The sequence below is a fragment of the Butyrivibrio hungatei DSM 14810 genome (assembly GCF_900143205.1).
In the GTDB taxonomy this organism is placed as follows: domain Bacteria; phylum Bacillota; class Clostridia; order Lachnospirales; family Lachnospiraceae; genus Butyrivibrio; species Butyrivibrio hungatei.
This window is the reverse complement of sequence record NZ_FRDH01000018.1, coordinates 1-25,698: the sequence shown is the minus strand read 5'-3', so window position 1 is coordinate 25,698 and position 25,698 is coordinate 1. Positions and strand designations below refer to the sequence as shown.

Annotated in this window: 17 protein-coding genes, 1 tRNA gene and 1 pseudogene; 15 read left to right on the top strand and 4 right to left on the bottom strand. The window is 38.6% G+C overall.

The window, feature by feature from the left end; translation table 11 throughout:
* Positions 1-468 precede the first annotated feature (468 nt).
* Complete coding sequence (locus BUA02_RS15360) at positions 469-1,155, top strand: hypothetical protein (protein WP_072705725.1); 687 nt, start codon at positions 469-471, stop codon at positions 1,153-1,155.
* A gap of 244 nt (positions 1,156-1,399) precedes the next feature.
* Here the strand turns inward: BUA02_RS15360 and BUA02_RS16235 are convergent.
* The 3 genes and pseudogenes from BUA02_RS16235 to BUA02_RS15340 all read right to left on the bottom strand — a co-directional run bounded on the left by BUA02_RS16235 (position 1,400) and on the right by BUA02_RS15340 (position 5,132).
* Positions 1,400-3,248, bottom strand: a pseudogene (locus BUA02_RS16235) (extracellular solute-binding protein).
* Positions 3,248-4,021 (bottom strand): ABC transporter permease, encoded by a 774-nt coding sequence (locus BUA02_RS15345; RefSeq protein ID WP_071177475.1) that lies wholly within the window; start codon positions 4,019-4,021, stop codon positions 3,248-3,250. The pseudogene BUA02_RS16235 and the gene BUA02_RS15345 overlap by 1 nt, the downstream one beginning before the upstream one ends.
* Positions 4,022-4,058: 37 nt before the next feature.
* Positions 4,059-5,132 carry an ABC transporter ATP-binding protein gene (locus BUA02_RS15340; RefSeq protein ID WP_072705721.1) on the bottom strand — a complete coding sequence of 358 codons (1,074 nt, stop codon included), beginning with the start codon at positions 5,130-5,132 and terminating at the stop codon, positions 4,059-4,061.
* A 217-nt stretch (positions 5,133-5,349) separates the two neighbouring features.
* On the opposite strand from BUA02_RS15340, the gene BUA02_RS15335 reads away from it, so the two are divergent.
* From BUA02_RS15335 to glgB, 14 genes are all read left to right on the top strand, one after another.
* Positions 5,350-6,414: a lactonase family protein gene (locus tag BUA02_RS15335; protein WP_072705719.1), complete on the top strand. Its 1,065-nt coding sequence runs from the start codon at positions 5,350-5,352 to the stop codon at positions 6,412-6,414.
* Positions 6,415-6,515: 101 nt separating this feature from the next.
* Entirely contained in the window at positions 6,516-7,625 is a 1,110-nt protein-coding gene (aroC, locus tag BUA02_RS15330) for a chorismate synthase (protein WP_072705717.1), read from the top strand.
* Between the two features lie 84 nt (positions 7,626-7,709).
* Positions 7,710-8,825, top strand: a complete 1,116-nt coding sequence (locus BUA02_RS15325; RefSeq protein WP_071176186.1) for a M15 family metallopeptidase — start codon at positions 7,710-7,712, stop codon at positions 8,823-8,825.
* Positions 8,826-8,837: 12 nt separating this feature from the next.
* Positions 8,838-10,019 (top strand): tRNA guanosine(34) transglycosylase Tgt, encoded by a 1,182-nt coding sequence (gene tgt / locus BUA02_RS15320; RefSeq protein ID WP_072705715.1) that lies wholly within the window; start codon positions 8,838-8,840, stop codon positions 10,017-10,019.
* Positions 10,020-10,096: 77 nt separating this feature from the next.
* A complete protein-coding gene (yajC, locus tag BUA02_RS15315; RefSeq protein WP_071176184.1) occupies positions 10,097-10,459 on the top strand; it encodes a preprotein translocase subunit YajC in 363 nt (120 codons plus the stop codon).
* Between the two features lie 75 nt (positions 10,460-10,534).
* The gene (leuB, locus tag BUA02_RS15310) at positions 10,535-11,638 is read left to right on the top strand and encodes a 3-isopropylmalate dehydrogenase (RefSeq protein ID WP_072705713.1); all 1,104 of its coding nucleotides are present in this window, start codon (positions 10,535-10,537) and stop codon (positions 11,636-11,638) included.
* On the top strand, positions 11,613-13,307 hold the full coding sequence (locus BUA02_RS15305; protein WP_072705712.1) for a glycosyltransferase family 39 protein: 1,695 nt from the start codon (positions 11,613-11,615) through the stop codon (positions 13,305-13,307). Before leuB ends, BUA02_RS15305 begins: the two co-directional genes overlap by 26 nt.
* A gap of 18 nt (positions 13,308-13,325) precedes the next feature.
* Positions 13,326-15,002 carry a dihydroxy-acid dehydratase gene (ilvD, locus tag BUA02_RS15300; RefSeq protein WP_072705727.1) on the top strand — a complete coding sequence of 559 codons (1,677 nt, stop codon included), beginning with the start codon at positions 13,326-13,328 and terminating at the stop codon, positions 15,000-15,002.
* 36 nt (positions 15,003-15,038) lie between these two features.
* Positions 15,039-16,727 carry a biosynthetic-type acetolactate synthase large subunit gene (gene ilvB / locus BUA02_RS15295; protein ID WP_072705710.1) on the top strand — a complete coding sequence of 563 codons (1,689 nt, stop codon included), beginning with the start codon at positions 15,039-15,041 and terminating at the stop codon, positions 16,725-16,727.
* 25 nt (positions 16,728-16,752) lie between these two features.
* Positions 16,753-18,267 (top strand): L,D-transpeptidase, encoded by a 1,515-nt coding sequence (locus BUA02_RS15290; protein WP_072705708.1) that lies wholly within the window; start codon positions 16,753-16,755, stop codon positions 18,265-18,267.
* Positions 18,268-18,675: 408 nt separating this feature from the next.
* Positions 18,676-19,758, top strand: coding sequence for a 3-phosphoserine/phosphohydroxythreonine transaminase (gene serC, locus BUA02_RS15285; RefSeq protein ID WP_072705707.1), 1,083 nt, complete (start codon positions 18,676-18,678; stop codon positions 19,756-19,758).
* Entirely contained in the window at positions 19,758-20,927 is a 1,170-nt protein-coding gene (locus BUA02_RS15280) for a phosphoglycerate dehydrogenase (RefSeq protein WP_072705705.1), read from the top strand. Before serC ends, BUA02_RS15280 begins: the two co-directional genes overlap by 1 nt.
* A 74-nt stretch (positions 20,928-21,001) precedes the next feature.
* Positions 21,002-22,261 carry a DUF1015 domain-containing protein gene (locus BUA02_RS15275; RefSeq protein ID WP_072705703.1) on the top strand — a complete coding sequence of 420 codons (1,260 nt, stop codon included), beginning with the start codon at positions 21,002-21,004 and terminating at the stop codon, positions 22,259-22,261.
* Between the two features lie 33 nt (positions 22,262-22,294).
* Positions 22,295-24,799: a 1,4-alpha-glucan branching protein GlgB gene (gene glgB / locus BUA02_RS15270; RefSeq protein WP_143147450.1), complete on the top strand. Its 2,505-nt coding sequence runs from the start codon at positions 22,295-22,297 to the stop codon at positions 24,797-24,799.
* A 205-nt stretch (positions 24,800-25,004) separates the two neighbouring features.
* Here the strand turns inward: glgB and BUA02_RS15265 are convergent.
* Positions 25,005-25,077: transfer RNA gene (locus BUA02_RS15265), tRNA-Thr, on the bottom strand.
* Between the last annotated feature and the right edge of the window lie 621 nt (positions 25,078-25,698).

Below are 25,698 nucleotides of genomic sequence, written 5' to 3'. Positions count from 1 at the left end.
CACCTCTTTTCCTGTTATGGGAGCGTAGCTCCAATGACCACTTATTATAAATTCCGCCCTGCAAGTATGTAGCAAGAGCATGCGTATTAAAACAAAAGCTGCATGAGCACATAGAAAAGTATCGTTTTTTTGATGAGGACAAAACAAAACTTTACAGCAAAAATGGCATCAAAGACTCAGACAGTGTTTCAAAAACAGAATTTAAAGTAAGAAATATAACGCTCATGAACATAGAAAAATCCTCAGAGATTCTCAAAAACAAACTTTAGGCTGGCGGCCCCACTGGGCTGAACTAGGCAGAGGCAGGGCGTCCCTCAGGCGAAGCCTCAAATAATCCGCGAAAGGTTTTGGATGACAGGTAACAAAAAGTTAAGGATATTTAGGGAAACTTTACGTGAAATTACATACAGAACGAATTAAAATGATGATACCTAAGGATGAATATGATGTGTTAATGGAGGTATTAGCATGTTAAGAAAAGTAGAGAAATATATTTGTATAGTATTTGCTTTTGTTCTCACAATCATGTTACTTGTTCCTGCTAAGGTAGAGGCTTATAGTGATGTGGACTGCTTTGATTTTGGCGATACTGTGATGTCCATAAATGCAGGAGAGAGCAAGAAGGTATGGTTTAGAAGTGATTATAACTATACTTACTTCGTTGGTGATCATACTAGTGACGGTACATATATTGAATGTACTTATAGAGCTGGATCAGAATACTTTACAGTTCACATCGGCCCAGACGAGACAGTTAAGAATGTATTTTTCCATTTCTATGTTAACGACGCAAGACTTGAAAGTGGAGACGTACATGACTGCATAGAAGTTTATGTTCAGAATATTGTTCCTCAGTACCAGTCCATTCCAGTTGGAATTGCTGGAGGAAAGACAGGAACTCTGATGAAACAAGGTGGTACTGCTATGCTCTATAACGACAAGGGCACAGCTATGGCATCCTTCTCAATCAGTAACGGCAATGGTAACATGGGCACCTTTGGCATCACTTCCGTTACCAATAATGGCAGTAACTATTTTGTTATCGTAGCTCCATCAACCATTTATTATCCTAAGATTTCAGAGTCAGATAAAGCAGTAATGATAGCAAATGGTTATGCTGGCATTTGTGTAAACGGAATCTATAAGAACTGGTAATTCGAAAGATTATAGTCCAAACAGCTTTACTGTATAGGACATATTCCGTGAGCGATTTATTTTTTTCAGCAGATACATAACATGAAAATAACCCTGTAAAGATTTATGTTTTGAATAACATGAAATAAATCTTTGCAGGGTTTTTGAATGTTTAATGTATCCTGAAAAAAATACCAAGCGAAGGAATCGGTCCTATACAGCAAAGCGTCCGGTACCACAACCTTCCGGGTGGCCACTCCACAAATCAGTAGTCGGCTGATTTAACTTCCATCCAGGCGTCGTTGTAGAGTCGGTCGCCGTCCTGACCAAGGTACTGATAGGATTCTGACGGGAATTCTGACAGGTCTGGAAATGCTACTTTAGAGTTTTTGATATCCTCATCTTCAATGTTTTCTTGGGCAATTGTATTTGGAGTGGAGTAGGTGATGTACTCAAAGTTTTGAAGAGCTATATCACCACGGCACATAAAGTCTATCCATTTTTCTGCATTTTCTTTATTTTTTGATCCCTTTGTAATAACCCAGGAATCAATCCAAACATTGGTTCCTTCCTTGGGTACTACATATACGAGGTCATCATTTTCTCTGGCTGTGTAGATAGCTTCACCAGAATAGATAACTCCAAGTGCAGCTTCGCCGCCGATCATCTTATCACGGACCTGATCAACAACATATGCCTGAACAAGGGGCTTTTGTGCTATTAGGTCTTTTGTTGCAACTGCAATTTCATCAGGATTTTTGGTGTTTTGAGAGTAGCCATTTTTAAGGAGAGCTACCATATACGCATCTCTAACTGAATCTTGCATGAGGATCTGACCTGAATACTTAGGATTCCAAAGAATATCCCAGCTATCAACGGTTTCATCTACCATTGTCTTGTTGTAAAGAATTCCTACAGTTCCCCAGCAATATGGAACAGAGTATTTGTTTTCAGGGTCGAAAGATCTTGAGGATTCATAGTATTGAGCGCCAATGTTCTTGCTGTTTGGAATATGATCAAAGTTAAGTTCCTGAATAAGATCATTTTCTATAAGCTTTTGTATCATGTAGTCTGAAGGGCAGATGACATCATAGGCTGAATCATCCTGAGCAAGCTTGGCATACATGATCTCATTGGTTTCAAACATATCGTAGACAACATCGATTCCGGTTTCTTCTTCGAATTTATCTATTACTTCATCGTCAATATATTCGCCCCAGTTATATACGTATAGTTTTTCTTTTTTATTAGTTGCCTTATCATTTTCAGCACATCCACATATGCAAAAGCATACGAGTAGCAGACAAAGAATTATTGAAAGAGGTTTATTTTTCATTAGCTTTTTCCTTTGTTTTTGAAGAAGGTACTCTATAAACGATCATAAGAAGTGTCAATACTACAACAAATATGATGGCTGACAGAGCGTATATTTCAGGCTGTATGCCTCTTTTAACCTCGTTATATATGAGTGTTGAAAGAGTTTCAAAACCTGATCCCTTGGTAAAGTAAGTGATAATGAAATCATCAAGGGACATAGTAAAGGCCATAAGTGCACCTGATACAATTCCAGGAACAAGGTCAGGTAAAATGGTCTTTGTAAATGCGTAAACAGGAGAAGCACCAAGGTCTAGTGCTGCTTCATAAACGTAGAAGTTCATGTTCTTTATTCTTGGCATGATACTTAGCATTACGAATGGAATGTTGAAGGTAATATGTGCCAAAAGAATAGTAGTAAAGCCGGTTCCGATATGAAGAAATCGAAAAAGGAGCATCAAAGAGATACCTGTTACGATATCAGCATTAATCATTGGGATATTTGTTATACCCATGATAAAAGAGCGTAGCTTTGTATTAAGGCCTATCATAGCAATACTAGTAACAGTACCGATTATTGTTGAAAAAATAGTAGCTAGTATTGCTATAGTAAGTGTATTTATAAGTGCTCCAGCTACCGCCTCATCTGATAAGAGGTTTATATACCAGTTAAGTGTAAATCCGCCCCATTTAGCTCTTGATTTACTTGAGTTAAATGAAAGTACTATAAGTGTAATGATCGGAGCGTACATAAATATCAAAAGAAGGGCAAGATAAAGCTTTTTTAATACATTCTTCATCAGGCATTACCTCCTTTATCAAATATTGTCTCGATTATCATGTTAAGGATGATAAATACCATAAGCACTATCGATAAGCCACTTCCAAGGTGCCAGTCATAGAGCTGGGTGAATTCCTGCTCGATGATGTTACCGATAAGCAGTATCTTGGAGCCTCCAAGCATGGTAGAAATAGCGAAAGTCGTAAGGGCTGGAATGAATACCATTGTGATTCCGCTAAGGATACCTGGAAGAGACAGCGGAAGAGTGATCTTAAGGAAAGTCTGAAGAGTATTTGCTCCAAGGTCACGGGCTGCATTGATTACGTTTTCATCGATCTTATTAAGTGAATTGTATATTGGCAGGATCATAAATGGTAAAAAGTTATAGACCATACCAAGAACAATGGCAGCACCTGTATTTATCACATTTATAGTAGGAAGGTGAAAAAACTCAAGTACTGTGTTGATAACACCTTTTCCCTCTAAAAGAGTCATCCATGTAAGAGTTCTTAAGAGGAAGTTCATCCACATAGGGAGGATGAACAAAGTAACAATATAAGTGTTTTTTGATAGCTTCATGGATGAAAGTATCATTCCAAGCGGGTATGCCAAAATGAAGCAAACAAAAGTGCTGATAACAGCAAGTCTAAGGGACCTTATAAGAGCTTTAAGGTATCCTGGCTTAGCAATGGTTGTGATATTTTCTAATGTAAAAGAGCCGCTATCATTTGTAAGTCCATAGTAGAAGACCATTCCAAGAGGTACTAAGATGAAGATCAGTGCCCAGGCCATGTATGGAGCAGACAAAAGTCCGGCTGAACTTTTGGATTTAAACAGTTTCACTGATAGCCTCCTCGTCCTCAGAAACAGGAACATTCATGATCTGAATATTAAATGGATCTACCTTTATTCCAACCTTTGTTCCAACTGCGGAGAGCTTGGTTGAATGAACTAAAAGTTCTCTGCCACAGGTTTCAACGTCCATCTCATAGTGAACACCCTTAAATGTAAGGTCGGTAACTACACCTGTTAATGTGCCATCTTCTGGAGCTACAAGTTCAATATCCTCAGGTCTGATAACAACATCTACAGGTTTATTGTTTCCAAAGCCCTTATCTACACATGAAAACTTGGCTCCAAGAATTTCTACAAGCTCATCCCTTATCATAGTAGAGCGGATAATGTTGCTATCACCGATGAAATCTGCAACAAAGGCATTCTCAGGCTCATTATAGATGGTCTCTGGAGATCCTTCCTGCTGAATGTAGCCCTGATTCATGACTACAATATGATCAGACATAGTAAGAGCTTCTTCCTGATCATGTGTTACATAGATAAATGTAATACCAAGCTCTTCCTTAAGCCTTTTAAGCTCATACTGCATGTCCTGACGCATTTTAAGGTCAAGAGCACCAAGTGGCTCATCCAGTAAAAGAACCTTTGGCTCATTTACGATAGCTCTGGCAATAGCGATCCTTTGCTGCTGGCCACCTGATAAAGATTCAGGACTTCTGTTTTCGTAGCCCTCGAGATTAACAAGCTTAAGTGCATATTTGATCTTATCCTTGATGTAGTTATCAGACTTATTTTTTATCTTAAGTCCAAAGGCGATATTTTCAGCAACGCTCATATGTGTGAAAAGAGCATACTTCTGGAATACAGTATTAAGCTGCCTTTTATTTGGAGCAAGATCTGTAATATCCTGTCCATCAAAAATAACCTGACCTTTATCAGGCTTTTCAAAACCGCCAATGATCCTGAGGGTAGTAGTTTTACCACATCCACTAGGACCTAGCAGTGTTACAAACGAATTCTCATATATAGACAGATTTAAATCATCTAAAATTGTAGTCCCATCATAGGCTTTACAAATATTCTTAAGTGTTATCAGATCTTTGCCCATTTTTAACTCCTATTAATATGTAGAATTTAACAATCCCTTTAATTGTAAATGACAAAAGACTACTGTCAATTATTTTTTCCAAAACTTACCCTTTAATTTGCGAAACTTCTTTTTATTTAGAAAGTGAAGGCGGAAGTTTTCCAGATATATTTAAAGTTTGCATTTATTGTGATAAAATGAGAGAAAATAGTAGTAATTTCTAGGAGGCATGCGTTAGATGGCTGGAAAAGACAAGTATGTAGCCTATGTGTCTAGCTACACTTCAGGACTTGGCACTAAATATGGCATTAGAATTTATGATGTAGATCTCAAGAATGGCAGACTTACTGAGAAACAGAAGGTTGAGATCACTAACTCATCATATATTAATATTTCTCATGATAATAAGACATTGTATTCTATTACAGATGCCGGAGTGGAGGCTTATCACATTCTTCCTGATGGAAGCCTGGAATTTCTTAATGAAGCGTCTATAAATGGTATGCGTGGCTGCTATGTAAACATGGATCAGCAGGACAATTATCTTTTCACTGCTGGATATCATGATGGCAAGATCACAATCCTTAAGCTCAATAAAGACGGTAGCATCGGTGAGATAACTGATGAGAGATACCATAAGGGACTTGGAACTGCTGCAGGACGTAATCACGTTCCACATGTTCAGTGTATTAAGGTATCTAAGGATAATAAATATCTTTTGGCTGCTGACCTTGGTATGGATAGGATTAATGTTTATTCACTTGATTTCGAGACAGGTAAGATCAAGGATGCAGATGTTATCCATTGCGACCAGGAGTCTTCACCCAGACATATGCAGTTCTCAAAGGATGGCAGATTCCTCTATGTTTGCCTTGAGCAGAAGTGTGCAGTAGAAGTTTATGAGTATACTGAGAAAAATGGTGATCCTGAATTTAATAAGATCCAGTCAGTATCTACTTCAGAAGAAGCTGATTCAATCGGTGTTGCAAGCAGCGCACTTAATTTCTCACAGGACTACAAGTATCTTGTTAGTTCAACAGCTGGTGAGAACAACGTATTAGTATTTAAAGTTGATAGTGAGACTGGACTTATCACTCAGAAGATCCAGCTTCCTGTTGCTGGTGAGTATCCTAAGGATGCAGCTCTTTTCCCAGACAACAAGCACCTTGTTTCTCTTAATCATGAGTCAGATTCTCTTACATTCTTCACAGTTGATATGGATAAGGGAACAATGGTCATGAATGGACCTGAGCTTAGTGTCACAAGACCAAACTGCATTATCTTCCATAAACTTGATGATTGATCTTAAAAAATGTGGCTTAATGCCACATTTTTTTTGTCTAAGTATTCACTTTTTTTCATTAACGTGCGAAAATTAGGAGAATAAGACTTGGAGGAGAAACTATGTCAGGCTCTACATTTGGAAAAAACATAAAGATAACAACCTGGGGAGAATCCCATGGAGAAGCACTTGGAGTAGTCATAGATGGCTTTCCTGCAGGTATGGAATTGTGCGATGAGGATATTCAGAAATTTCTGGATAGAAGAAAACCAGGTACATCTAGTGCCACAACATCCAGAAAAGAGGATGATAAGGTAGAGATCTTATCTGGTGTATTTGAAGGTAAGACTACTGGTACACCAATATCTCTTTTGGTTAGAAATACAAACCAGCATTCAGGGGACTACAGTGATATTGCGTCCTATTACAGACCAGGTCACGCTGATTATACCTTTGATGAGAAGTATGGATTTAGAGATTACAGAGGCGGTGGACGATCATCTGGCAGAGAAACAATCGGAAGAGTTGCTGCCGGAGCTATCTGCATGAAGCTTTTATCTGAGATGGGCGTTGATGTTATGGCTTATACCAAGTCTATTGGTCCTATAGAAGCTGATATGGCTAAATTTGAAAGAAATAGCATTTACGAATCACCTTCAGCTATGCCTGATAGAGAGGCTGATAAAAAAGCTATGGACTATATCATGAAATGCAGAGAGGAGCAGGATTCTGTTGGCGGCGTTATTGAATGCAGAATTAATGGCGTACCAGCTGGAATTGGCGATCCTGTTTTTGATAAGCTTGATGCTGCTTTGAGTCAGGCTGTAATGAGTGTTGGAGCAGTCAAAGCTATTGAAATCGGTGATGGCGTTTTGGTTTCAGGACGCAAGGGCTCTGAAAATAATGATTCTTTTGCTATAGATGACAGTACAGGAAAGATCGTAAAAAAGACAAATCATGCCGGGGGAATCCTTGGCGGGATCTCAGATGGAAGCGAGATAGTATTAAGAGCTCATGTTAAACCAACCCCTAGCATCGCAAGAAGTCAGAGTACTGTTAATAAAGACAATGAGAATATTGAAATCAATATTCATGGCCGTCATGACCCTGTTGTAGTTCCAAGGGCTGTAGTAGTGGTGGAAGCAATGTGTGCCATTACAGTTCTCGACCAGATGATATCTAATATGTCATCAAGATCGGATTACATAAAACAGTTTTATTTGCAAAAATAGTGAAAAAACTGTGAAAAAGTTATATAATATATATTGTGATTTTGTAGTTTTAGGCTAAATATCGAGAAAATGAGGGGTTTCGATATGAATGCTAGTAGTTTACAGCTTAAACTGTCTTATAAAGAGAAGATAGTTAACAGAGTTCAGAAATTTAATAGAAAACATAAGGCTTTGTCTTTTCTAGGCCTTGCTTATGCTGTTTGTGCCATCACAACATACAATGTGATGTTTTATTTCTACAGAAATATTAAGAGATTTACTTGTCTTGCTTGTATCTTGTTGTTCTTTGTTTCTAGTAGTAGTTTTTCATATCCAGCAATGTCATTAAATATCAGCTTTGATTCAGGATTATCTGCAGAAGAGTATTCTACTGATTCTGCAGATGTGGTCAGTGACGCTATTGATTATGAATCTGATGCTGAGCTTGCTGTTATCGGTGAAGTTGATCAGGCGCTTATTGTTGAAGCTATGGAAAGTGATAACCCTGATGTAACTGAGGCTGAGCATATGAATCCGGATAGCCAGGTATCATTATCTGAGATTCTTGCTACAACAGCTGAAGATGATACAAAGATAGATGAGAATCAGGAGGTCCCTCTAGCTGCATCTATGGTTGCAACAACCTTTAGCAGTGATGACTGGAAGATCATCCTGGTAAACAAGCATCATCCTATTCCTGATGACTATGAATTTCCTCTTGGAACTATTAGTGGAACCATGAGATGTGATGAGAGGATTATTACTCCGCTTCTTGATATGATGAGAGCAGCTAGTAGTGACGGTGTTAGTCTTATTATCTGTTCTCCTTATAGAGATATGGATAGACAGACAATGCTTTTTACCAACAAGGTTGGAAGATACATGAATGGTGGCATGTCATATATGGAGGCTTACAATTTGGCATCTCAGGCTGTTACGGTTCCTGGATCATCAGAGCATCAGATCGGACTTGCGATAGATATCATAAGTGATGGTTATTCTAGCCTTGATGAGGGCTTTGCTAATACTAGAGCTGGACAGTGGCTTGCAGCTAACAGCTATAAATATGGATTTATCTTAAGATATCCTGCAGGCAAGGAAGATATCACCAGTATTGAGTATGAGCCTTGGCACTTTAGGTATGTTGGGGTTGACGCAGCTACCGTTATGGCAGAAAATAATATCTGCCTGGAAGAGTTCTGGAGCACTTATGTAGAGTAACAGAGGATTTTTATGTACAAAATTTTAAAAAAAGATGGAAATGCCAAAAGAGCAGAGTTTACTACAGTTCATGGCAAGATACAAACTCCTGTATTCATGAATGTAGCGACAGTTGCAGCAATCAAAGGTGGCGTTTCTACGGAAGACCTTGAGGGAATCGATACTCAGGTCGTTCTTTCTAATACTTATCATTTGCATTTGAGACCGGGAGACGACGTAGTCTATAAAATGGGCGGACTTCACAAGTTTATGTCTTGTAACAAACCTATTTTGACTGATTCGGGCGGATTTCAGGTCTTTTCTCTTGCCAAGACCAGACGTATCAAGGAAGAGGGAGTTTATTTCCACTCACATATTGACGGACACAAGCTGTTCATGGGCCCTGAAGAGAGTATGAGGATCCAGTCTCATCTTGGTTCTACCATTGCCATGGCTTTTGATGAGTGCCCTTCTGCCAAGGCTGAGCACGAATATGTTCAGATGTCTGTAGATAGAACTACCAGATGGCTTGAGCGCTGCAAAAAAGAGATGGATAGACTTAATGGCCTTGAATATACGGTCAATAAGAATCAGATGCTTTTTGGTATCAATCAGGGAGCAATCTTTGATGATATCAGAATTGAGCATGCCAAGAGAATAAGTGAGCTTGATCTTGATGGCTACGCTGTTGGCGGACTTGCAGTTGGTGAAAGTCATGAGGAAATGTACCATGTATTGGAGACTACAGTTCCTTACCTTCCTGAGAATAAGCCAACATACCTTATGGGTGTAGGAACACCAGCTAATATTCTGGAAGCAGTTGAAAGAGGCGTTGATTTCTTTGACTGCGTATACCCTAGTAGAAATGGCAGACATGGTCATCTTTATACCAATAAGGGACACATCAATCTGTTAAACGCTAGATATGAGCTTGATGATAGCCCTATTGAAGAGGGATGCGGATGTCCTGCTTGCCGCAGGTATTCCAAGGCATATATCAGACATCTTCTTAAGTCTGGGGAGATGCTGGGACTTCGCCTTTGCGTTTTGCATAATCTATATTTCTATAATCACATGATGATAGAAATCAGAGATGCTATTGAAAAGGGCGAATATTCAGCTTATAAGAAGAGAAAACTTGATGGATTTTTGGAATATGACTCTATACCAGTTAATGACGGCTATAATATTGCTAGAAATTGGCGTAAAGGTTAATATTGCACCCTTGAATTTAGGGATTCTTTCTAGTATTATTGATTGGTATATACTACAAAAAAGTTTTGGAGGATTATATGGGACTATTTTTAACTACTGAAGCTACAGGCTCCACATCAGCATTTATCACAACTTTGCTTGTTTATGCAGTATTTATGGTTGCTATTTACTTTTTGTTCATGCGTCCAAATAGAAAAGAGCAGAAACAGAAAGCTCAGGTTTTAGCAGCTCTTGCAGTTGGCGATAGCGTTCGTACAACTGGCGGTATGATCGGAACAGTTATCGATATCAACGATGATATGGTTATCGTTGAGTTTGGTAACAACAAGAACTGCCGTATTCCTATGATCAAAGAAGCAATCGTTGAAGTTGAGAAGCCTGAGGATGCTGTTGCAACTGCTAATGACAAGCAGGATGCAAAGGATTCTAAGAAGAAATAATTATGCTTTTTTAAGCCTGGTTAGGGTGCGCCTAACTAGGCTTATTGTTTATACGGCTAGATTAGGGAGGATGGTATGAAATTAAATATTGCTTGCATTGCCGGTGACGGAATTGGACCAGAGATCGTTAGAGAAGCTAAGAAGTGCCTCAATAAAGTCTGTAAGGAATTTGGACATGAGATTGAGTATAAAGATATCTTAATGGGCGGATGTTCTATTGATGCTTACGGTGTGCCTCTTACAGATGAAGCTATCAGTATTGCTAAGTCAGCAGATGCTGTTCTTATGGGATCTATCGGTGGTAATACAAGTACATCTCCTTGGTACAAGCTTGAACCATCACTTCGTCCTGAAGCAGGTCTTTTAAAGCTTCGTAAGGAACTTAATCTTTTTGCTAATCTCAGACCTGCCTATTTATATCCAGAACTTAAGGATTCATGCCCTTTAAGAGAAGAGGCTGCAAATAAAGGCTTTGATATGCTTATTATGCGCGAACTTACTGGTGGATTATATTTTGGAGATAGATACACCAAGGATATAGATGGTGAAATGGTTGCCACTGATACTTTGACTTATAAAGAGAGTGAGATCAGAAGGATTGCCATAAAAGCATTTGAAATCGCAAGAAAGCGCAGAAAATCTGTTATCAGCGTTGATAAAGCTAATGTGCTTGATTCTTCAAGGCTTTGGAGAAAGGTTGTAGAAGAGGTACATAAGAATTATGAAGATGTGACATTAGAGCACATGCTGGTAGATAACTGTGCTATGCAGCTGGTAAAAGAGCCATCTCAGTTTGATGTGGTCCTTACAGAGAATATGTTTGGAGATATTCTTTCTGACGAAGCTAGCATGATCACTGGATCAATAGGAATGCTTTCTAGCGCGTCACTTAATGATACTAAATTTGGACTTTATGAGCCTAGCCATGGTAGTGCTCCTGATATTGCAGGAAAAGACATTGCTAATCCTATTGCAACAGTTCTTTCTGCTGCTATGATGCTTAGATATTCATTTGACCTTGATAAAGAAGCTACTGCAATAGAAGATGCGGTAAAAACTGTTTTAAAGGATGGCTATAGAACAATTGATCTAATGCCATCAGAAGAAAAAGAAAAATTTACTTTGGCTTCATGCCACGAAATGGGAGATCTGCTTGTTAAACGAATCGTTTGTAAGTAAAAGTGAAAAGAAAATATATGACCTTCTTCCACATGAACCGGAGACCATGGCTACAACGCTATTTATCTTTGGTATGGCTATCTATTACATTTGGAGGATGTTTGCCATAACACCTCAGTATGATGAGCTTTATACCTATTACACTTTTATTAGCAAAGGTCCTGTTTATGGGGCTATTCACTGGCCACTTCCTAATAACCATGTCGGTTATTCTGTATTATCTGGTTTTTTGGATCTGTTGGGAAATTCATATATTGGTCTTAGAGGAGTATCTTATCTGTGTGCTGTATCTAATCTGATACTGGTCTATAGGATCTGCAAGATGTTTTACTCACACGGACTTCCTTTTGGAGCTGTTCTTTTATATTCTGGAATGCAGGTTATAAATGAGTACAGTGTTCAGGGAAGAGGATACACTCTTGCAACAACATGTTTTCTTTTATCTGTCTATACACTGACCAAGATCTGTAAAAATGGCAGTAAGGGAAGATTTCATTACGTCTCCCTTGCTTCATTTATGGTACTGGGGCTTTATACTGTGCCTAGTAGTGTATATTGGGTTGTGCCTGTTGGACTTTCTGGCGTCATATATCTTTTGATAAATGCGTACAAAAGCAGAGGCTTGTACATTGATTTTAAGGATAACATCTATTACAAGAAGCTAAGCAGTCTAGTAATGGCTGGAATTGGAGCAGCCTTTGTGACCTTTATCCTTTACGGAGTTATCTGGCTTGCTATTGGATCTAATCTTTTGGTTAAGACTGAAGGATCAATGTTCTTTGGCTGGTCACATGTGCTTGTACTGGTACGTGCACCTATGTCTGCTATGCGGACAGGTATCAACTATATGCTTTCACAACCTTATATCCAGAGTCTTGCTAAAGATGTTTTCTGGAGCAGGTACTTTGGATGGATTTGGAGCCTTTTGGCTTACATGATCCCTGGCATTGAAAATGTCATTACCATATTTATCTTTGCCGGTATTGCATGCATGATATATGAGTGCATCAGACATTTTGATTATAGTAGAACAGTGATAAATATTATTGCTGTTGTAAATTTTGCATTTGTGTTCATTATCTTGATTTTACAGCACAAACTGCCATACCTTAGAGTTTTTAGTTACATGTGCTTCCTTGTAACTATATGTGTATGCAGTGCACTTGAAAGACTCATCAATGTATCTATAAGGCTTTATAACAAGGAAAAAAGCGGAAACGTTGATGAAATTACTTTATCCAGGGAGACAGAAAGGGTACAAAGACGTGATGCCTGGTATTCAGGAATTGGCGTTTACATTCCGGTTCTTGCTATCTTGATCGTATTCCTTTTCAGGTTCTTTAGTCCTAACTTTAGCTGTCAGCTTGGAGAAAGAGAAAACGATGTCTTTAACACGCTTTATATAGCAGATGTTAGAAAAAGAGAGATTCCTGCAGTTCTTGATTGTGAACAGCAGTATCTACTTAAGTTTGGATGGGATATTGATTGCCAAAAGACCGATGTGTTTGACGCAGACATGGTTATTTTGGATAAAGATATGTTTACTCCGAATTATAGTGGGGAAGATTTTTGGAAGTTCTATCAGACCTATGAGACTATTGATTGGGACTACCTAAAGACAATGCACGTGATCTATGAAAATGACAATTTTGTGTTATATGTGAAATAGGAGGAGATGAAAATGGCTATGAATAGTGACAGAGTAATGGAAGGCTTACAGCAGGCACCACACAGAAGCTTGTTTAATGCCTTGGGATTTACAGAAGAAGAGAGAAGAAAACCACTTATCGGTATTGTGAGTTCGTATAATGAGATAGTTCCTGGACACATGAATCTTGATAAGATCACAGAGGCTGTTAAACTTGCCGTTGCAGAAGCTGGCGGAATGCCGGTTGTTGTTCCTGCTATTGCAGTATGCGATGGAATAGCTATGGGACATATTGGTATGAAGTATTCTCTTGTTACAAGAGACCTTATTGCTGATAGTACTGAGTGTCTTGCTAAGGCTCATGCATTTGATGGTATGGTCTGCATTCCAAACTGCGACAAGAATGTTCCAGGTCTTTTGATGGCTGCTGCCAGAGTCAATATTCCTACCGTTTTTGTATCTGGTGGTCCTATGATGGCTGGAAGAGTAGATGGTCACAAGACTTCTCTTTCATCTATGTTTGAAGCAGTTGGAGCTGTTTCAGCAGGTAAGATGACTAATGAAAAGCTTTGTGAATATGAAGAAAAGGCTTGCCCAACCTGTGGTTCATGTTCAGGTATGTACACAGCTAACTCTATGAACTGCCTTACAGAGACAATTGGTATGGGACTTCCTGGAAATGGAACTATTCCAGCTGTTTATTCAGCACGTATCAGACTTGCCAAGAAGGCCGGCTATGCAGTCATGAACCTTGTTGAAAAGAACATCAGACCAAAGGATATCATGACAAAGGGAGCATTCATGAATGCTCTTGCAATGGATATGGCTCTTGGTTGTTCAACTAATACAATGCTTCATTTACCAGCTATCGCTCATGAGGCTGGAGTTGAGATTAATATGGAGATTGCAAATGAAGTATCAAATAAGACTCCAAACCTTTGCCATCTTGCTCCTGCAGGTCCAACATACATGGAAGATCTTAATGAGGCAGGCGGAGTACTTGCTGTTATGTCTGAGCTAGTTAAAAAGGACCTTCTTGATACATCTCTTTTAACAGTTACAGGTAAGACGATCAAAGAAAACCTTGAGGGTGTTAGAAACTTAAATCCTGAAGTAATAAGACCTATTGAAAATCCTTACATGCAGTCAGGCGGAATTGCTGTACTTAAGGGTAACATCGCTCCTGATACAGGTATTGTTAAGAAGTCAGCTGTTGTTCCTGAGATGATGGTTCACGAAGGACCAGCCAGAGTATTTGATTGTGAGGAGGATGCGATCTCAGCTATACTTGGTGGCAAGATCGTAGCTGGCGACGTTGTTGTTATCAGATATGAGGGACCTAAGGGTGGCCCTGGAATGAGAGAGATGCTTAATCCTACATCAGCTATTGCTGGAATGGGACTTGGCTCATCTGTTGCGCTTATTACTGACGGCAGATTCTCAGGAGCAAGCCGCGGTGCTTCTATTGGACACGTTTCTCCAGAAGCAGCTGTAGGCGGACCAATCGCTCTTATTGAGGAAGGCGATATCATCAGCATTGATATTCCAAATAATTCTCTTAATGTTAAGGTTTCAGATGAAGAGCTTAAGGCTAGAAGAGAGAAATGGCAGCCAAGAGAACCAAAGGTTACAACAGGATATCTTGCTAGATACAGAGAGCTTGTAACAAGTGGTAATAGAGGAGCTATTTTGGAGGTTCCTGGATCTTCCAAGTAATTTGAATTCATATTATTTTCTGAGGAGTGTGAAAAAATGCAGTTAACAGGTGCACAGATTGTATTGGAATGCCTTAAGGAACAGAAAGTAGATACAGTTTTTGGTTACCCGGGCGGAACAATCTTAAATATCTATGATGAACTTTATAAACAACATGATGATTTCCTTCATATCAGGACGTCACATGAGCAGGGGGCAGCTCACGCTGCTGATGGCTACGCCAGATCAACTGGTAAGGTTGGTGTATGTATGGCTACAAGCGGCCCTGGTTCAACAAACCTTGTAACAGGTATTGCTACAGCTTACATGGATTCTGTTCCTATGGTAGCTATCACTTGTAATGTCAATCTTCCTCTTTTGGGAAAAGATTCTTTTCAGGAGGTAGATATTGCAGGTATTACCATGCCTATTACTAAGCATGGTTATATCGTAAAGGATGTAAAAGACCTTGCATCAACAATTAGAAAGGCCTTTAAGATCGCAAGAACCGGAAGACCTGGTCCTGTACTTGTAGATATCACAAAAGACGTTACAGCCAAGACCTGTGATTATAGAAAAGAGACAATAGCTGATGAAAAGCCGGAAAAGAAGTATACAAGCGACGATATAAATGCAGCTATAAAGATGATCAAGGCTTCAAAGAGACCTTTTATCTATGTCGGTGGTGGAGCAGTTATTTCTGGAGCTTCAGCAGAGCTTAAGAAATTTGCTGAACTGGTTGATTCTCCAGTATGCGATACCTTGATGGGCAAAGGAGCTTTTGATGGTACTGACAAAAAGTACACAGGAATGATAGGTATGCATGGTACCAAAACTTCTAACTTTGGTGTAAGTGAGTGCGATCTTTTAATAACACTTGGTGCCAGATTCTCAGACAGAGTTACAGGAAACACAAAGACATTTGCTTCTAAAGCTAAGATCTTACAGATCGATATTGATGCAGCTGAGATCAATAAAAATGTCAGAGCCAACTTCTCAATCGTCGGCGACCTTAAAATGGTCCTTGCTGATATAAACAAAAAGCTTGAAAAGACAGATAAGCTTGATCATAGCGAGTGGCTTAAAAAGATCTATGAAAACAAGAAAAAATATCCGCTTTCATATGAGACAGATAAGCTTACATGCCCTTATATCATTGAAGAGCTTGATAAGCTTACAGATGGTAAAGCTATTATCTCTACTGATGTAGGTCAGCACCAGATGTGGGCTGCCCAGTATTATAAGTTTAGATATCCTAGAACGTTCCTTACTTCTGGCGGACTTGGTACTATGGGCTATGGACTTGGCGCATGTATAGGTGCCAAAGCTGGTAACAAAGACAAGCTTTGTGTTAATATAGCAGGTGATGGATGCTTTAGAATGAACATGAACGAACTGGCTACCGCATCCAAGTATAACCTTCCTATTATCGAGATCGTTATCAATAACAACGTTCTTGGAATGGTTAGACAGTGGCAGACATTGTTCTATGAACAGCATTATTCAGAAACAATCTTTGAAGATAAGGTAGATTACTGCAAGGTTGCCGAGGGACTTGGATGTATGGCAATCAAGGTTACCAAGAAATCAGAGGTTTCTGCTGCGCTTAAAAAGGCTATAAAGGCAAATTGCCCTGTGGTCATTGATTGTCATATTGAAGAAGATGACAAAGTATTTCCTATGGTTCCTGCTGGAGCTTCTATAAGTGAGGCATTTGATGCTGGCGACCTTAAGAATAAAAAATAAAAATTTATAATCTTTTGGGGGGATTATGAAAAGTATATTAAAGGGTGTATGTATCGGCCTTTTTATTGTGACAATTCTCACTGCGGGCATATACATACTTCTTGGTTTTTACTATATGGAAGGATTTCCATGTTTTACCTGGATAAATGGAGTTTATTGTACAGGCAAGAATGTGGAAGAGGTAAACAGAGAGCTGTGCCGCAAATATAAGTATGATGGAATTTCTGTCGTAGATAAAAATGGCACTAAGCTTTTTGTTTCTTCTGATGACGTAAATTACCAGGTAGACTTTACAGATTCCCTTAATGAATTTCTAAACAAGAAAAATCCCTTCGCGTGGGGATACTATTTCTTTCATAATCCAGTAGCTAGCTTTGATCCGAAGGTAAGCCTTGATACATCGCTTCTTTCGGGCAAAATAGCTAACTGGGAAATCTTTATGCCTGATTCTGAGCTTGATGTAACATTGATCAGGTCAGATGATGGCTATATCTTAGAAAATGATCTTGAAGCTGTTCCGCAGATGGAAGAGATAATTGAATCGGTGTATTTCTCTATGATGGAAAGAGAAGATGAAGTATACCTTTATGATATTGAAGGATGCTATAAATCTCATAGACTTAATGAAGAACAGCAAAAGGTATACGACCTTTACATGAAGGTTGATGCTCTTCAAAATTGTGGACTTAGCTATGATGTTGAAGGCGAGAACTTTGATGTTACAAAAGGTGTAGTTGCTGATTGGATCGTTACTGAAGATACTTATGAGGTTGCTGCATCAGAAAAAGCTTCTAAAAAGGAACCGGGAAAAGGAGTGTTTATCATAAATGGTGAAGAATGTTCTTTTCCTGAAGAAGTGACATTTGATAATGGAATAGCTCTTGATGAAAATGGAAATGTTATATTGAGTGAAAGTAAGATGTATTCTTACTTAAAGAGCATTTCTATGGATCATGGAACTGCCTATTATATGGATAAGTACAGAAATGGCGAGTCAAATATGATCTATGTTAAGGATAACAGTAAGGGCGATGGATTGTTATTTGAGATTCAGAGTGAATTTGATGATCTGATAAGTTCTTATCTTCATGGAAGTTTCTATGAAGACAGAACGGTGACTTTGGAACCTTCTGATTCTGTCATTGAATATGACGCAAGTGATCTTCTGGGAAAAACATATATAGAAATCAATATGGGAGAGCAGCATCTTTATTATTATGTCAATGGAGAGCTTTCAATGGATATGCCTATAGTTACCGGCAATGTTAATAGATCCAGAGGTACTCCTACAGGTATTTTTAATGTATACAACAAAAGATATCATACAAATCTTATTGGTGTTGATTATGTATCTTATGTAAATTACTGGCTCGGGGTCCATAAGGGGGTTGGTATCCATGATGCAACCTGGAGATCAAAGTTTGGTGATGAGATATATAAAAGAGACGGTTCTCACGGATGTATCAATTGTCCTTTAGATAGCGTCGAGAAATTGTGGGAAGTAGTAGAAGTTGGTACGCCGGTACTTCTTTATTATTAAAAAATGAAGGGGTAGACTTATCGAAAATTGATTTACATAAATTAAAAAATGTAAAAAATTAGTAGCAGATCATATTTGATCTGCTACTTTTTTTGAAAGAAAATGGAAGATAAATTATAAAAAATAAATCATTTTTTAAGAGAAAAATTGATGCTTTTTATTTTAAAATTGATTAAAATTAATCTGCAGCATTTAAAAATGTCCGCTAGATATCTGAATCAAACAAATTTCAAACATGAATAAAAATATAAAATAACAAAGGTTATACAATTGCATTATTGACAAAAAATAAAATCATATTAAAATGATTTTAATGAGAAATATTTATCGGTTTAAACCGATAAAGTATATTCTTGATTTTTCGTCAAAACCAAGAATTAAAATTTAATTATATTGGAGGATTTAGAAGTGTCTAGAGTTTACAATTTTTCTGCTGGTCCTGCAGTTTTACCAGAAGAGGTATTAAAAAAAGCTGCTGCTGAAATGCTCGATTACAACGGATGTGGTATGTCTATCAATGAGATGAGCCACAGATCCAAGACTTTTGACAGTGTTATCCAGACTGCTGAGCAGGATATCAGAGATCTTATGAATATTCCTGATAACTACAAAGTCCTCTTTTTGCAGGGCGGTGCTAGCCAGCAGTTCGCTGCAGTTCCACTTAATCTTATGAAGAATGGTAAGGCTGCCTATATCATCACTGGCCAGTGGGCTAAGAAAGCTTATCAGGAAGCACAGAAGTATGGAGAAGCCATTGAGGTAGCTTCAAGTGTTGATAAGACATTCTCATATATCCCTGATTGTTCGGATCTTGATATTCCAGAAGATGCAGATTATGTATATATCTGCGAGAATAATACAATTTACGGAACAAAGTTTAAGACTTTGCCTAACACAAAGGGCCATATCTTGGTTTCTGATGTTTCATCCTGTTTCCTTTCAGAACCGGTAGACGTTACTAAGTACGGCGTTATCTATGGCGGTGTTCAGAAGAACGTCGGACCTGCAGGTCTTGTTATCAGTATCATCAGAGAAGATCTGATCACTGACGATGTACCTTCATATACACCTACAATGCTCAAATGGAAAACACAGGCTGATAACGGCTCTTTATATAACACACCAAACTGCTGGAGCATCTATATGTGCGGCTTAGTATTCAAGTGGCTTAAAGAACAGGGCGGCCTTGAAGAAATGAAGAAGAGAAATGAAGCTAAGGCCAAGGTTTTATATGATTATCTTGATCAGAGCAAGATGTTCAAGGGAACAGTAAGAAAAGAAGATCGTTCACTTATGAATGTTCCATTTGTTACAGACAGTGAAGAACTTAATGCTAAGTTTATTGCTGAAGCTACAAAGGCTGGTTTTGTATCACTTAAGGGACACAGAACAGTAGGCGGTATGAGAGCAAGTATCTACAATGCAATGCCAATCGAGGGCGTTCAGAAGCTTGTAGAATTCATGGATAAGTTTGAAAAGGAGAATGGCTGATGTACAAATATAAATGTTTGAATCCAATTGCAAAGATAGGTCTTAACAACTTTAATGATCTGTATGAAGCTGTTGACAACGTAGATGATGCTGATGGCATCCTGGTTAGAAGCGCAAACATGCTTGAAATGGAGTTTTCAGATAAACTCCTTGCTATTGCAAGAGCTGGTGCTGGTGTTAATAATATTCCTCTTGATAGATGCGCAGAGCAGGGAATTGCAGTTTTTAACACTCCAGGAGCAAATGCTAATGGCGTAAAAGAGATGGTGCTTGCAGCAATGCTTATTGCTTCTAGAGATATCATTGGCGGAACAGAATGGGTTAAAGCAAATGCTGGTGATCCGGACATCGCTAAGATCACTGAGAAGTCAAAAAAGAAATTCGCAGGTACTGAAATCTTTGGAAAGAAGCTTGGTATTATCGGACTAGGAGCTATAGGCGTTAGAGTTGCCAATGCTGCCAGACAGCTTGGTATGGAGGTTTATGGTTATGATCCATATCTTTCTATTGATGCTGCATGGAGATTGTCATCTGATGTTAAGCATGTCACAAACGTTGATGATATCTATTCTAAGTGCGATATTATTACTATTCATGTTCCTGCATTGGATTCAACTAAGGGAATGATAAATGCAGACGCCATCGCTAAGATGAAAAAAGGTGTTATCATCATCAATCTTGCAAGAGATATTCTGTGCAATGAAGTTGATATTCTTGCAGGTATCAATGCTGGTAAAATCCGCAAGTATGTTACTGATTTCCCAAATCCTACTATCGCTGGCCACGACGGATGTATTGTTATTCCTCATCTTGGTGCTTCTACTGAAGAGTCAGAAGATAACTGTGCAGTAAAGGCTGTTCTGGAGCTCAAGGACTTCCTTGAAAACGGAAACATCAATAATTCTGTTAACTTACCTAACTGTGATATGGGTGTTTGCCATAGCCCTAGAATTGCTATCTATCACAAGAACGTAGCTAACATGATCAGCCAGTTTACAACTGTTCTTGGTGAGAGTGGATACAATATCTCAGATATGACGAATAAATCTAGAGGAGACTATGCATATACTATCATTGATCTTGAGGATAAGGTTACAGATGCACTTGTAAAGAAAATTTCTAAGATCGACAATGTTATCAGGGTTCGCGTAGTTAGAAAAGACGTATAAATATAAGATTTATAGTATAATATCGGGTAGGAAACGTAGCTTTCCTACCTGATTTTTAATATGGAGGCAAATTCATGGCAGATATAAGACCTTTTAGAGCAATAAGACCTGCAAAGGGTAAGGAGGAAATAATCGCATCCCTGCCTTATGACGTTTTTAACAGAAAAGAAGCTTATGAAAAGGTAAAAAGAAATCCAGAGTCTTTTCTTGCAATAGACAGACCAGAAACTCAGTTTCCTGAAGATCATGATATGTACGCAAAAGAAGTTTATGAAAAGGCTCATGATATGTTATGGGAAAGGGTTGAAAAGGGCGATTTTGTAAAGGATGAAGGAAAGTTCTTTTACATATATGAACAGACCTTTAAGGGAAGAACTCAGACTGGAATCGTAGCCTGTGCTTCTATTGATGATTATCTTTCAAATGTTATCAAGAAGCACGAAAACACCAGAGCTGACAAAGAAGAGGACAGAATAAAACATGTCTATACCTGCAATGCGCAGACTGGTCCGATCTTTTTGTGCTATAGAAAAAATAAGCTTTTATCAGAGCTGGTTGCAAGGGTAAAAGAGCTGGATGAACCGGTATATGATTTCGTATCTGAAGATGGAGTTGCCAACAGAATCTTTATCATTTCGGATGAAGATGAGATAAATACTATCAGCAGAGTTTTTACTACTATCAAATCTGTATATATCGCTGATGGTCACCACAGATGTGCATCAGCTGTGAAGGTAGGACTTAAAAAGAGGGAAGAAAGAGAAAAGGAAGGAAAACTTCGCGGAAAGTTAAAGTCTGACTACTTTTTGTCAGTTCTTTTTCCTGATGATGAGCTTGAGATCATGGACTATAACAGAGTTGTAAAGGATCTAAATGGCCTTACAGCAGATGAATTCATGGCTAAGATCTCTGAGAAATTTGAAGTTTCTAAAGAAGAAACAAGCGTTAAACCATCTAAAAAGGGCGAATTTGGCATGCTTTTAGATGGAAACTGGTATAGGCTTAATGCACAGGAGTCAATTTTAAAAGACGATGCTGTTGAGGGGCTTGATGTCTCTGTTCTTCAGAATGAGGTACTTGGTCCGATCCTTGGAATCGGAGATCCAAAGACTGACAAAAGAATTGATTTTGTAGGAGGGATAAGAGGCCTTTCGGAACTTGAGAAAAGATGCGGAACTGACATGAAGGTTGCTTTTTCAATGTATCCAACTTCATTATCTGAACTTTTTGAAGTTGCAGATCAGGAAAAGCTTATGCCGCCTAAGTCTACATGGTTTGAACCAAAGCTTCTAAGTGGGTTATTTATTCACGATATTAATGGTATTATAGATTAAGGTATTGAGTGATTCATTAGGAGGGGATGTGCAGTGAATAACAAACTGTATAAAATGATGAATTGGCCGGAAATCGAAGAAATCATCTATTCAGATGGTGACAATCCACATCGCATATTGGGGGCTCATAAAGTCGGGAACAATTTCCTTGTTCAGGCTTTTTATCCTGATGCTTCAGAAGTGAGCGTATATGTTGAGAACAGCAAAAAGACATATCCGATGGAGCTTGCTGATGAGGCTGGTTTTTATGCTGTTATAGTTCCTTATGTTGACAAGCTTAAATATAAGCTTATCATCAAGGATTCTGATGGCGCAGAAAAGGAAGTATATGATCCTTACGCTTTTGGCCCAACTATGGACCGGGAGGATTTTATAAAGTTTGGAAGTGGCATTCACTACCACATCTATGAAAAACTTGGTGCACATCTATCCAAAAGAGCTGGAGTAGAGGGCTGTACATTTGCTGTATGGGCTCCTTCAGCTGCAAGAGTAAGTGTTATTGGTGATTTTAATAGCTGGGATGGCAGATTGTGTCAGATGCAAAGACTTGACCCTATCGGAGTTTTTGAGATCTTTGTTCCAGGTGCCAAGGAAAAGGATGGCTACCAGTTTGAAATTAAGACTAGAAGTGGACTGGTTTATAAAAGACCAGATCCATATGCAATAATGTCCAGAGGAGAAAATGGAATAATTTCTGTTATCAGCTCTAACAGATCCATTTCCTGGACTGATTCTAAATGGATATCTAACAGGAGAAAGGTTGACCTTGATGAGGCACCTCTTTCTATCTGTGAGATCTCTCTTGAAGCTTTTGCGGGAAGACACGAAGGCACAAGCTCAATGGAAGAGATTACGGCAGACGTACTTGAATATGTACAGAATCATGGCTTTGATACTATCGAGCTTATGCCTGTAATGAAGCATCTTCCTGGACATTTCTATCATATTCTCGATTTCTTTGCTATTGATGATACAAATGGAACTCCTGAGGAGTTTATGAAGTTTATAGACAGGTGTCATGAAAAAGGTATCAGAGTCATCATGGACTGGGTTCCAACCTTCTTTCCTAAGTCATCATGTGGTCTTAGCGATTTTGACGGCAAGCCTTTATATGAATATGAAGATCCAAGGATAGGAATTCAGCCAAGGTCAGGAGATCTGATCTTTGACTATGGTAGAAAAGAAGTAACTAATTTTTTGATTTCAAATGCCCTTTACTGGATTGAGGTATTTCATATTGATGGACTTAGAACTTCAGATATTTCTAAGATCCTTTATCTGGACTATGACAGAAATCCGGGAGAATGGACTCCTAACATTTATGGTGGCAATGAAAACCTTGAAGCGTTAGAGTTCTTAAAACAGCTTACAACAGCAGTTCATAAGGATAATCCAGGCGTGATGCTTATCACCAAAGAAACTGCCTGCTGGCCACAGCTTACTGATACCATTGAAGACGGCGGCCTTGGCTTTGACTATAAGTGGAATAATGGATGGACAAGAGATTTTCTTTCATACATGGAAAACGATCCATTGTTTAGAGCAGGACATCACGACGAGCTTACATTTAGCCTTATATACAGCTACACTGAGAGATTTATTCTGGCATTTACCCATGAAGATATGGAGAAGGGACTAGAAGGTCTTTATTATCTTATGCCAGGTGACTCATCTCAGAAGATGGCTAATTTGCGACTTGCTCTTAGTTATATGATGGTTCATCCAGGTAGAAAGCACCTTTACATGGAACCTGACGCGCTTACTATCGATCAGTCTGTGTTTATTGAAAATATGTTAAAGAAACTTAATGAGCTTTATTTTGGTCACGCTGCCTTACATGAACTTGATAGTTCAGATAGCGGTTTTGAGTGGATCAATAATATGGCTGCTGAAGAATGTATGGTTTCATTTGCAAGAAAAAGTGACAATGACAAGGAAATATTAGTTGTTGTAGCTAATTTTGCTGGTGTTGAAAGAGAAATAGAGCTTGGAGTTCCGGCTGATGGAAGATACATAGAGGTCTTTAACAGTGATGATGTGAACTTTGGCGGCCAGGGAATCCTTAATGAAGGTAAGCGCGAAGCAAGAAGAAAAGAAGTTGATGGAAGAGATTATTCTATCAAGATAGACCTTGCTCCAGCTTCTTTATCAATTCTTTCTTTTGCACCATATTCTGTTCAGGAAAAGAAGATCCGTGCTATCAAGGAAGAAGAGGAAATAAAGAAAGAAAAAGAGCGTGAAGAAAAAATAGCAGCTCTTAAGGAAAGACAGACACAGGAAGAAGAACAGCTCCTTAGAGAACTTAAGCTTAAGTATGAGCGCGAACTTGCAGAACAGGAAAAAGCTATCGAAGAAAAGTACGAAAAGATCGAAGAAGAAAAGATCTTTAAGATAGTATCAGAGGAAGCAGTTAAGAGCATCTCTAAGACCTCTTCAAAAACTGCAAAAACAAAGAAAGCCTCTAATACTGCAAACAAAGCTACTATCAAGAAGAATACTACTTCTAAGAAAACAACAAAAAAGAAATCTACTAAATAAATCTGTGAATTAGATTTCTTGCATTACGTAAATATTAAACCAAAAACCAAAAATAGCCAGGAGAGTATCGTTTAAGCCCTTCTCCTGGCTTTTTCATAGCCAGTGGTAAAGTAAAAAAAATATAGTCACCCAAACCGATTTGATTTCGCAGAAATCATCGGAGGTTTGGGGACTATATTTTTACTATACCACGTCCTATAAAAACAGCTGGAAAAGGGACTTGAACCCTCGACCTACTGATTACGAATCAGTTGCGCTACCAACTGCGCCATTCCAGCTAGCATCTGTGTAAACACAGGCACAATGAAGATTATACCTTTAGACTTTTCTTTTGACAAGGAGAAAACGTGAATTAATTGGTTCCATTCACAGTTTGGGGGTAGCCGCTGGCTGGTTCACTGGGGCCGCGTCCTGTCTCTGCCTAGTTCAGCTAAGTGGGGCCGCCAGCCTAAAGTTTATTTTTGTTCATCCTTTGGATTTTTATGTTCATGGCATTATATTTATTACTTTAAATTCTTTGAAACAAACTCGCCTTTGATTGCCATTTTTGCATGTAAAGTTTTGGGGTTGAACGATTGTCAAAAAAACGCCATTTTCTTGTGCTCATAAGCAGCTTTTGAAGTGCATGCGGTTTGCGTTTAGCAAGAGCATGCGTATTAAAACAAAAGCTGCATGAGCACATAGAAAAGTATCGTTTTTTTGATGAGGGCAAAACAAAACTTTACAGCAAAAATGGCATCAAAGACTCAGACAGTGTTTCAAAAACAGGATTTAAGTAAGAAATATAACGCTCATGAACATAGAAAAATCCTCAGAGATTCTCAAAAACAAACTTTAGGCTGGCGGCCCCACTTAGCTGAACTAGGCAGAGGCAGGGCGCGGCCCCAGTGAACCAGCCA